The sequence below is a fragment of the Lactobacillus sp. MRS-253-APC-2B genome (genome assembly GCF_012843675.1).
GTDB lineage: Bacteria > Bacillota > Bacilli > Lactobacillales > Lactobacillaceae > Limosilactobacillus > Limosilactobacillus pulli.
Genome location: NZ_JABAFO010000001.1, coordinates 313675 through 323559, shown reverse-complemented (window position 1 = coordinate 323559; position 9885 = coordinate 313675). Strand labels below are relative to the sequence as shown.

7 protein-coding genes, 4 tRNA genes, 1 rRNA gene and 1 pseudogene are annotated in these 9885 nt (G+C 46.0%); all 13 read left to right on the top strand.

Features of this window, described 5'->3' with window-relative positions; genetic code table 11:
- Nucleotides 1–155: 155 nt before the first annotated feature.
- The 13 genes and pseudogenes from rrf (at nt 156) to HF864_RS01530 (ending at nt 9885) form a co-directional block, all read left to right on the top strand.
- Nucleotides 156–272, top strand: a 5S ribosomal RNA gene (gene rrf / locus HF864_RS01590).
- A gap of 5 nt (nt 273–277) precedes the next feature.
- Nucleotides 278–350 (top strand) — tRNA-Asn (locus tag HF864_RS01585).
- A gap of 29 nt (nt 351–379) precedes the next feature.
- A tRNA-Thr gene (locus tag HF864_RS01580) sits at nt 380–452 on the top strand.
- Between the two features lie 167 nt (nt 453–619).
- The gene (locus tag HF864_RS01575) at nt 620–1261 is read left to right on the top strand and encodes a sugar O-acetyltransferase (RefSeq protein WP_169461367.1); all 642 of its coding nucleotides are present in this window, start codon (nt 620–622) and stop codon (nt 1259–1261) included.
- A 165-nt stretch (nt 1262–1426) separates the two neighbouring features.
- Nucleotides 1427–2116, top strand: a pseudogene (locus tag HF864_RS01570) (zinc-binding dehydrogenase); the annotation flags it as partial.
- A gap of 133 nt (nt 2117–2249) precedes the next feature.
- Nucleotides 2250–2828, top strand: coding sequence for a TIGR01440 family protein (locus tag HF864_RS01565; RefSeq protein WP_205882240.1), 579 nt, complete (start codon nt 2250–2252; stop codon nt 2826–2828).
- A gap of 374 nt (nt 2829–3202) precedes the next feature.
- The gene (locus HF864_RS01560; RefSeq protein ID WP_169461365.1) at nt 3203–4702 is read left to right on the top strand and encodes a peptide MFS transporter; all 1500 of its coding nucleotides are present in this window, start codon (nt 3203–3205) and stop codon (nt 4700–4702) included.
- Between the two features lie 90 nt (nt 4703–4792).
- Nucleotides 4793–5641 (top strand): metallophosphoesterase, encoded by an 849-nt coding sequence (locus HF864_RS01555; protein ID WP_169461364.1) that lies wholly within the window; start codon nt 4793–4795, stop codon nt 5639–5641.
- Between the two features lie 87 nt (nt 5642–5728).
- A tRNA-Tyr gene (locus HF864_RS01550) sits at nt 5729–5809 on the top strand.
- Nucleotides 5810–5816: 7 nt separating this feature from the next.
- Nucleotides 5817–5888: transfer RNA gene (locus HF864_RS01545), tRNA-Gln, on the top strand.
- A gap of 69 nt (nt 5889–5957) precedes the next feature.
- Complete coding sequence (locus HF864_RS01540) at nt 5958–6602, top strand: hypothetical protein (protein WP_169461363.1); 645 nt, start codon at nt 5958–5960, stop codon at nt 6600–6602.
- A gap of 177 nt (nt 6603–6779) precedes the next feature.
- On the top strand, nt 6780–8129 hold the full coding sequence (locus tag HF864_RS01535; protein ID WP_169461387.1) for an MFS transporter: 1350 nt from the start codon (nt 6780–6782) through the stop codon (nt 8127–8129).
- Between the two features lie 103 nt (nt 8130–8232).
- Nucleotides 8233–9885, top strand: a complete 1653-nt coding sequence (locus HF864_RS01530) for a TrkA C-terminal domain-containing protein (RefSeq protein WP_169461362.1) — start codon at nt 8233–8235, stop codon at nt 9883–9885.

The window sequence follows — 9885 nt, the reverse complement described above, 5'->3', positions numbered from 1 at the left end:
GATAGGATGGAAGTGGAAGTGCCGCGAGGCATGGAGCGGACCATTACTAATCGGTCGAGGACTTAACCAAGTTTTGGCTGTTCTCATTAAGCGTGATAAGAGATGAATATTGTTTAGTTTTGAGAGTGCAAGCTCTCAATCCGTTAAGGATTAAGTGTGGTGATGATGGCTTGAAGGATACACCTGTTCCCATGCCGAACACAGAAGTTAAGCTTCAACGCGCCGAAAGTAGTTGGGGGATCGCTCCCTGCGAGGATAGGGCATTGCCATGCGTTATTCCGGCATAGCTCAGTTGGTAGAGCACCTGACTGTTAATCAGGTTGTCGTCAGTTCGAGTCTGACTGCCGGAGTCATTGAAATACTTACCGGTATTTCTTTTGCCAACTTAGCTCAGCTGGTAGAGCATCTCCCTCGTAAAGAGAAGGTCGTAGGTTCGACTCCTATAGTTGGCATAATTAATAAGGCTTGATGTATCAAATGTTGATGCATCAAGCCTTTTGTTTTTTATTTGAAATTTTGTCTATCAAATCGATTGTGTATAGGTAAAGCGAATAAAAAACGTTTTTATTTAATGTGATGAAATTAATATCAATTATTAAAATTGAGAGGTGGAATCAACATGACTGAAAACTTTGAAGAGATGCTTTTCTCCGGTAAGCTGTACCAGCCAGACAGTCCGGATCTGCTTAAGGTACAAAGCAAAGCAGCCCGCTTGATGTATACATATAACGCCACGCGAGCCGATGAGGGAGAAAAACGTGCTGAATTGCTACAGCAGATGTTAGCCGAATGTGGCGAAGGGTGCTATATTGAAGCGCCATTTTACGCCAACTGGGGCGGACGACACGTTCATTTTGGCGACCATATCTATGTCAACTTTCATCTGACCATGGTTGATGATGGTGAGATTTTTGTTGGTAGCCATACCATGTTTGGCCCAAACGTTACTTTGGCGACGGCAGCACATCCGATTCTGCCCGAATTGCGTGAGAATGGCTATCAGTATAACCTACCAATTCATATCGGAAAAAACTGCTGGCTAGGCGCTAACGTTACAGTGCTGCCTGGCGTAACGATCGGTGATAATTCCGTAATTGGTGCCGGCAGCGTGGTTACCAAAGATATTCCGGCAAATGTCGTAGCATTTGGAACACCATGTCATGTGGTACGAGAAATTGGGGCTCATGATCGTCGGTTCTATCACCAAGAAATGCAGATTGAATCGGCCTTATTGAAAAAAATAGAAAAAGAGGACGGTTAGAAATATGCCATCAATGGCTGTAGTGGTGGTGTAGCGTTGAAATATAATTTGAGTAATCCTTGCTATCAGCAACGATAGTAAGGATTTTTTAGCAGGAGTACTATTCGCTTTGTGTATGAAACTGATGGCAAATCTTAATAAAAATAAATTTTTTGATCATCGTGATCTGGTGGCTACCAAGCAGAATTCATGAAGTATGAATCAGCTGATTCTGGATTGGTCAAGATTCCAGGTACGCCAGCCAGCTATACCGATGATCAGTTGGCTTCTTTGCAGACGCTTTCCGATGTTATGGCAACCGGCTTTCATGCAGCTAAGAGTGCCGAGGTTAAGCCAGGCGATACGGTTGCGGTAATTGGTGATGGCGCAGTTGGTCTGTGCGGCGTGATTGGTGCCAAGCTGCTGGGAGCTGAAAAAATAATCTTACTCAGTCACCATGAAGATCGCGCGTCACTAGGCAAGGAATTTGGTGCTGATGAAATTGTTGCTGAAAAAGGTGAGGATGCCGTCAAGCATGTTTTGGCACTGACTAAAGAAAATGCAGGTGCCGATGCCGGTTTGGAATGCGTAGGTGCTGACAGCTCTATTGAACAGGCCGGCCAAATTGCGCGCCCTGGGGCAGTGATTGGTCGTGTAGGCGTGCCGCATGCCGAACCCAAATCCAACCTGCTGTTCTGGAAAAACATTGGTTTGCGAGGCGGCATTGCTTCGGTAACCAAGCCAGACAAAGAAGTGTTGCTCAAAGCCGTTTTGGATGGTCAGATCAACCCAGGCAAAGTCTTTACCAAGAGTTTTGATCTCGACCACGTAGCTGACGCTTATGCTGCCATGGATCAGCGCCAGGCCATCAAGTAGCTGCTGGTCATTGGCAACTAGTAGCAGTCTGCTAAGCGCTACTTTTGAATTATGAAATCCTCAAGATGTCTTTCTTAATCAAATTAAATTTTGATGATATAATCACCTAAAAGACATAAGAGGGGCGAAACTAATGAGCAACGTGGATGTGGATATTGAAGAGATCCGCCAGCTGACGCAAAGAGGACTCAATGAGCTGTTGGAACAGGCTAAACTGGAGTCTGGTGATTTGTTTGTCTTGGGATTGAGTACCAGTGAGGTTCAGGGCAAGATGATCGGTAAGCATTCCAACATCGAAATTGGCCGTACGATCGTCAAAACAATGCTAGAAACGCTAACGCCAATGGGGATTCATTTAGCCGTGCAGGGTTGTGAGCATCTAAACCGAGCATTGGTAGTCGAAAAATCCGTCGCCAAAGAAAAAGGATTTGAGATCGTCAATGTTTTTCCACAGATCAATGCCGGTGGGGCTGGACAGATTGCAGCATTTGAAAACTTTGCTGATCCGGTTGAAGTTGAGCATGTCGTGGCTAATGCCGGTATGGATATTGGTGATACGTTTATTGGCATGCACGTCAAGTTTGTTCAGGTGCCGGTACGCACATCAGTCAAAGAAATTGGTCAGGCTCATGTGACCTACCTGCGCTCGCGGCCAAAATACATCGGCGGGCCGCGAGCAAAGTATGAGTGGGATCCATTTAACGAAAAGTAAAAAAGCAGTCTTGAAATTGTGCATCTGCATGATTTTAAGGCTTTTTTTTAGCGAAAATCTCAATAAATAATTGTTATCGCTTACATTGAGCTATAATAATTATTTTATTAACTTGGAGTGTAAATTAGCATACGATTTTAAAATTTTGTGAACGCTGATAGCTTTTTAAGATCTTGTGCAAGCGGTTTCAAAATGCCTTGAAATAGCGATTTAAGGCACTAAAACGCGGCTGCTGGTTTGACGGAATGTAGATGATCAGTATATAATAGTAAACGTTATTTTAAGGAATTTATTACCTTCCTTTAATCTTTTTGACTTTTTCAATAATTTGATTGAACTTTTATTAGATTCAATCAAAATTTGGAGGAAATGGAATGGATAAGCAAAAACAATTAGACACGTCCTTCTTTGGGCAACCAAGAGGACTGGCTACGCTGTTCTTCACTGAAATGTGGGAACGGTTCAGTTACTACGGGATGCGTGCCATCCTGCTGTTCTACATGTACTATGCCGTTAATAAGGGCGGTTTGGGCATGGATCAGGCAACGGCTGCTTCAATCATGTCGATCTATGGTTCGCTGGTATACCTTTCTGGTGTAATCGGCGGCTGGCTGTCTGACCGGCTTTGGGGGCCACGTAAGACCGTCTTTATTGGTGGTGTTTTGATCATGTTTGGTCACATTGCCTTGTCACTGCCGGCCGGTACGACGGCGCTGTATGCTTCGATTATCCTGATCGTTATCGGGACTGGTCTTTTGAAGCCAAACGTCTCTGAAATGGTCGGTGGTCTTTACAGTGAAGAAGACCGGCGCCGGGATGCCGGTTTCTCGATGTTTGTCTTTGGGATCAACTTCGGGGCCGCTATCTCGCCAATTGCGGTTCCTTGGGCTGCCAATGGCTTTGGCCTGCACCTGTTTGGCAACGAAATGAACTTCCACGCTGGTTTTTCACTGGCTGCCATTGGGATGTTCTTTGGTCTGTTGCAATACTACATTGATGGTAAGAAGTACCTGCCAAAAGACAGTCTGTACCCAGATGATCCAATTGACAAAGAAGATCTTAAGCCAATCATCAACTGGACGATTGTTGCCGTAGTCGTGTTGGCAATTGTTCTTGGTTTGATGGGCGCCATGGGTCAGCTGAACATCAATGGTATCATCAACCTGATTACGGTTATTGCTATTGCACTGCCAATCATCTACTTCATCATGATGCTGAACTCCAAGAAGGTTACCAAGGTTGAAAAATCACGGGTTGTTGCCTACATTCCGCTGTTTATCGCCGCTGCAATCTTCTGGGCCATTGAAGAATCTGGTTCAGTTGTTCTGGCACTGTTTGCTGCTCAGCGGACGGTTCTGCACATTGGCGGCTGGCACTTTGCTGCAGCAAACTTCCAGACTTTGAACCCACTGTTTATCATGATCTTGACGCCATTCTTCGTTCAACTGTGGAGCCGTTGGAAGAATCAGCCAAGTGCTCCTGGTAAGTTTGCCGCTGGTCTGGTCATCGTTGGTCTCTCATTTGCCTGGATGGCACTGCCAGGGATTATTCATGGCACGACTTCTGGTAAGGTCAGTCCATTATGGCTGGTTGGCTCATGGTTCATCTGTGAAATTGCCGAAATGCTGATCTCGCCAATTGGTCTGTCGATTACGACCAAGTTGGCACCAGTTGCCTTCCGCTCACAAATGATGAGTATGTGGTTCTTGGCCGACTCAGCTGGTCAAGCCGTCAACGCACAAATCGTTAAGTTCTACACGCCAGGTACGGAAATCCAATACTTCCTGATCGTTGGTGGCGTAGCAATCGTCTTTGGGATTGTGCTGTGCTTCTTTGTTAAGCGAATCCACGGCTTGATGGAAGGCGTTGACTAATAAAATTAATTAGCGTTCGCGATTTGCTTCGCGGACGTTTTTTAATTTATCTAGGATTATGTTATCCTTACTTTCAAGGAGGGATCAAGAATGGTTAAGCTGGCAATCAGCAGCGATAATCACCTGGATGTCAATCGAATCTTGTCTACGCGGGCTTTGCATATTCAAGCAAGCTGGCTGTTAAGGCATGATATTGACTACTATCTATATGCTGGTGATCTTTACAATAGCTTTTCGCGCACGCGCCGCTATTTTTCTGCGCTGCAGCGATTGGTTGGCGAACGGGTTCAGATCTATTATGTCCTGGGAAATCATGATATGCTGTCGCACGCGTCATACCAAGACGTTGAGCACCTAGCGGATCCAATGTATCTGCACAATCAATACGTTGATCTGCCAGGGACAGACTGGCGCTTAATCGGCAATAATGGCTGGTATGACTACTCATTTTCTGACTATGCTCAGCAGCCACAGAAAGTAGCTCAATGGAAAAAGGTCTACTGGGTTGATGCTGCAGTCAAACAGCCCATGCCTGATTCGCAAAGAATGGGGTTGGTGCTGAATCAGGTTGAGCAGCAGCTGGCAATGGCCCAGGCGGCTGGCAAAAAAGTGATTTTTTTAACGCATTTCGCACCTAGAAAAGCTTTGCTGAGTCCCAAACCTTCATTTGTCCAAAGCCAACGACAGCTGAGAACCTACCAGATGATCAATGCAATGATGGGCAGCGAGCGTTTAGGCGAGCTGTTGGAAAAGACTCCGAGCGTAAAGTATGTCTTTTATGGTCATCTGCATGGCATTCATGATCCATTAAAAGCAGCCAATCTGGTTTATCTTAATCAGGCGGTTGGCGTCAAAAAAGCCAAGCGAACCGAGTGGCAGTATGATAAGTTTGCGGAGCAATGGGAACATCGTTTGAAGATAATCGAGTTAAATAATTAAAAAAGGGCTTGCTTTTATTGGCTAAATTAGTTATTATAATTATTGTTGATTGTTACTGATTGTTTTCATTAACAGTTAAGCTCTTATGGAGGAGTAGCGAAGTGGCTAAACGCGACGGTCTGTAAAACCGTTCCTTCGGGTTCGGCGGTTCGAATCCACCCTCCTCCATTATTATTGGGCTATAGCCAAGTGGTAAGGCAACGGTTTTTGGTACCGTCATGCGCTGGTTCGAACCCAGCTAGCCCAACTGATAAAGCATCGCGCTGGCGGTGCTTTTTTTGTATGCTTTTTTAGATTGCCAGAAAAGAGGATATTGATGCCAAAACAAGGACAGTTTGCCAAATCCGTGCGTCAAAAACGACTGAATGATTTTAAAGTTAAGCGTCATGATCAAGGAACGGTAATTGATGAGTCGCAGCTGACGGATTTCTTGACGGTTCGTTTTGCCTTGACAACCAAGAAAAAGCTGCCGTTAACCCAGCGTGAGTCGGCGCAGCGTTTGCTTCAAGAAGTTGTACCAAGGCTGCGTTCTTTTGATGGCCAGCTACCAGACTTGATGGCTGAGCTGATTAATGAGCTCAATGCCAAGACGCCTTGGCAGTTCTTTTGGCAGCTCAATGAATTTTGGCCGTTGGTACAAAGGTTTTTACAAAAAGAAGTGCCGGCCGTACCGCTTAAATCACGCATTCTGATCAAACAGACGCTTGATCAAGCCGCTTTAGACGCTTTGCTGGCACGAGCGTTGGCTCAAAAAATCGCAATGGCAATGGTGCTGGGGCAAGGACGAGTTGATCAGCACAAGGTCAAACAGCTGACTGATATGATGATACCGAGCCTATATGAAGGAGCACATTTGAGCTGGATCAAGGTACGAAAATTATTGGTACCGTTTGGATTTGTGCCCAACGACGGTCTTGATGAAACAACCAGACAATGGCTGCAGGATCTGGCAGCATTATAAAAAAGCGTGCATTTTGAGACCGGATGAGTTATAATATTTTCACTAATTTAAAGTAAGTTAATAAAGGGCTGTGGCGGAGCTGATTGCCATAGCCCTTTTTGCGTGCTTTTTTAAGTTTTAGGAGGGATTTTTTTGCATAGCAGACATCCATACTGGGCGATCTTTTCGGTAGCATTAATGACTTTTGTCGGCGTTTTAAACGAGACTTCCATGAACGTCGCCTATCCAATCCTGGCTAAGGACTTTGGTGTTTCGCTTGACGTTGTGCAATGGATTACCGGTGGCTATCTACTGATGGTAACGATCGTGATGGGAACTACGGCTTATTGTCTGAGACAGTGGCCGGCTCGCTGGCTGCATCTGGCAGCGGTTTTGGCCTTTATAATTGGTGATTTGATCGGTGCCTTGGCAATCGATTTTCCAATGCTGCTGGCTGGAAGAATGATTCAAGCTGTTGCAACCGGCTTTTCAACGCCAATGATGTTCTTTTTGATCTTCACTCAGCTTCCGCGCGAGCGTCTGGGTGTAATGAACGGCGTGGCTGGTATGGTGATTTCTTTGGCACCAGCGCTTGGACCAACGTATGGTGGCGCTGTTTTGGCAGCTGGTTCCTGGCACTTGATCTTTTGGCTGCTCTTGCCGATTGCGTTTTGGAGTCTGATCGTTGGTCAGTTGACGATTCGCAATCAACCATTTGGAAACTCACAGCCATTCAGTTTTTTTGCATTGATTCTATTGGCTGCCAGTTTGACCAGTTTTGTCATTGGCGTTGCAAGATTTGGTAAGGCAGGTTGGACAAGTTCGTGTTGGTTATTGATGTTGTTGGGGCTGATTTTGTTGATTGCATTTATCTGGCAAAATCAGCATGGAAAAACCCGACTGTTTGATCTGAGCATTTTTTCAATATCAACGGTGCGGCTTGCGGAATGGACCTATTTCAGTCTGCAGTTCATTAACATCGGCGCCTCTTTGGCACTGCCGATTTATTGTGAATACGTTTTGCATGCCTCGTCACTGGTTGCCGGGATAGTGCTGCTGCCAGGTTCGCTTTTAGGGGCAGCAATGGCACCGGCTGCTGGCTTTTTGGCTGATCGATATGGCTATGGATTGCCAACGCGGCTAGGCAGTATTTTGATCGTTTTGGGAACTGCGGGACTGTTTATTTTTCAATCCAATCTGACGCCACTGCTCGTTATGGGCCTGTTTATCATAATGCGACTGGGCTTTAATGCAGCATTTTCCAACACGATTGCCAATGCTTCAACTTTGGTGTCAAAAGAAAAATCAACTGATGTCAATTCAATTTTCAACATGACGCAGCAGTTTGCCGGCTCACTGGGTGTCGGCATTATGACGGCTTTGATTGCGCTTAGTCAAAATAAGGGTCATGGGTCGATGACGCTTAAAACGTTTAAAGGCAGCCGAGTTGACTTTGTAATATTGGTGGTGCTGGCATTGGGTGCATTGATTGCGATCTGGTGCAACTTTGCTTTACAGCGAAGACTACAAACTCAGACTGAAAAATGACCTGTTGATAAAATGGCCAAGCCGTTCGCGTGATGATCTGCAAAATGATATAATCTTGATTGACACTTAATCGGCAAATATTTGCCAGAAAGAAGACAATGTCATGATTGCGCAGATTCAGCATTTTTTGGTTAGTCAGCAGATTTTTACGTTGTTCATCTGCCTGGCGATTGGTTATGTCCTGGGAAATATCAGACTGTTTGGCTCCAGCTTTACATTGGGCTCAACCGTTGGCACGCTGGCCGTGGCGCTGGTTATTGGTCAGGCAGGAAGTTTTCCACGCGATAAGATGCTGGGGACGATTTTTTTTGGTGCTTTTATGTTTTCAATCGGCTACCGGATTGGACCATCATTTCTGGTCAGCATGAAGCTATTCGGTGGCCGAATGATTGCCGTTAGTTTATTTTGGCTGTTGGCAGCTTTTTTTACCGCGTGGGGCTGTTTTGTACTGTTTCATATCGGACCTGGTGTTGCTGCCGGAACGATTGCCGGTTCTTTAACGCAGTCAGCCACAGTGGCCAGTTCACTGCAGGCATTGGAAAACCTGCCAATTGGCAAGTCAGTGCGGCTGTCCTATGAGGCACAGTTACCGGTCGCCTACGCCTTGACGTATGTCTTTGGCACGCTGGGCGTGATCATTTTATTGCGTGATGTAGCACCGCGTCTGCTAAAAATCGATGTTGCCAGACAAGGAGACCGGATGGCAAGAAAGTATCACTTTCATGCTCCCGATCCTGACCCAACCTGGCGCCGGACCTATCGTCTGTCGGTAAAATCGCCGCTGGTTGGCAAAAAGATTCGCGAAGTCAATGAATTCTTTGATTTGCGTTTAATTGCACTCGCGGCATTTCATCAAGACCGGATGACTGATAAGCTGGAATATGTGCTGCAGCCAGGTGATCGCCTGACGTTGATTGGATATGCTCTGCATTTTGATGATTTGACTGGCGTGGCGGGGCTCACCGAGGTCTTAACGCCAACCAATGCACCGCGAGAGCGAAAATTTGTGCTGGGCAAAAACTTTAATCCCAGTGATCTGGCTAGAATCAGACAAAATGGTGTATTTGTAAATATCCATGATCCGCTGAGCGGTCAAGAGCATCTGATCAATCAACTGAAGCCAGGTGATGTAATCTCTTTGACTGGTAATACCAGCAAATCAGCACCATTGCTCAAAAAGATCGGTCGTTGGCATACCAGTGAGCAAGCCATCAATTATACGGTCTTTTCACTGGGAATCGCTGGCGCATCACTGCTGGGGCTGGCTGGTTTTAAGCTCAATGGCATGCCGCTGCAGCTGGGTAATGGAACGGCTGCTTTGATCATGGGCCTTTTGCTTAGCAACTGGATTGATCGACATCGCGATTATCACTCGATTCCACCCACGGTAACGTCGTTTTGGCAAAGCTTTGGTCTGACCGTATTTGTCGGCAGTGTAGGACTGGAATCTGCACAAGCTTTTACCGGCGCCATCAAATCGCTGGGGTTGGGTATTTTGCTGATTGGAGCAATCGTTTCAGTGGCTCCGCATCTGCTGACGTTATTGTTTGGCCGCTTTGTGCTGCATGTTGAGCCGCTTGCGCTTTTAGGGGCGCTGTGCGGATCAGGAACCGTGGCGGCTGCGATGAATGATCTGGCTGAGCAAGCCGGTTTGGAAGGTGGCGCTTATATCGCTTCTGCATTTACGCCAGCATTTGTTGTTGGTAATATAGGTATTACGCTATTGGGACCTTTGTTTGTTGCAGTTTTGTCATGA

Bases quoted from the DNA above. Each gene is read 5' to 3' on its own strand.
- HF864_RS01575 (WP_169461367.1), top strand. From the start codon at position 620: ATGACTGAAAACTTTGAAGAGATGCTTTTCTCCGGTAAGCTGTACCAG.
- HF864_RS01565 (WP_205882240.1), top strand. From the start codon at position 2,250: ATGAGCAACGTGGATGTGGATATTGAAGAGATCCGCCAGCTGACGCAA.
- HF864_RS01560 (WP_169461365.1), top strand. From the start codon at position 3,203: ATGGATAAGCAAAAACAATTAGACACGTCCTTCTTTGGGCAACCAAGA.
- HF864_RS01555 (WP_169461364.1), top strand. From the start codon at position 4,793: ATGGTTAAGCTGGCAATCAGCAGCGATAATCACCTGGATGTCAATCGA.
- HF864_RS01540 (WP_169461363.1), top strand. From the start codon at position 5,958: ATGCCAAAACAAGGACAGTTTGCCAAATCCGTGCGTCAAAAACGACTG.
- HF864_RS01535 (WP_169461387.1), top strand. From the start codon at position 6,780: ATGACTTTTGTCGGCGTTTTAAACGAGACTTCCATGAACGTCGCCTAT.
- HF864_RS01530 (WP_169461362.1), top strand. From the start codon at position 8,233: ATGATTGCGCAGATTCAGCATTTTTTGGTTAGTCAGCAGATTTTTACG.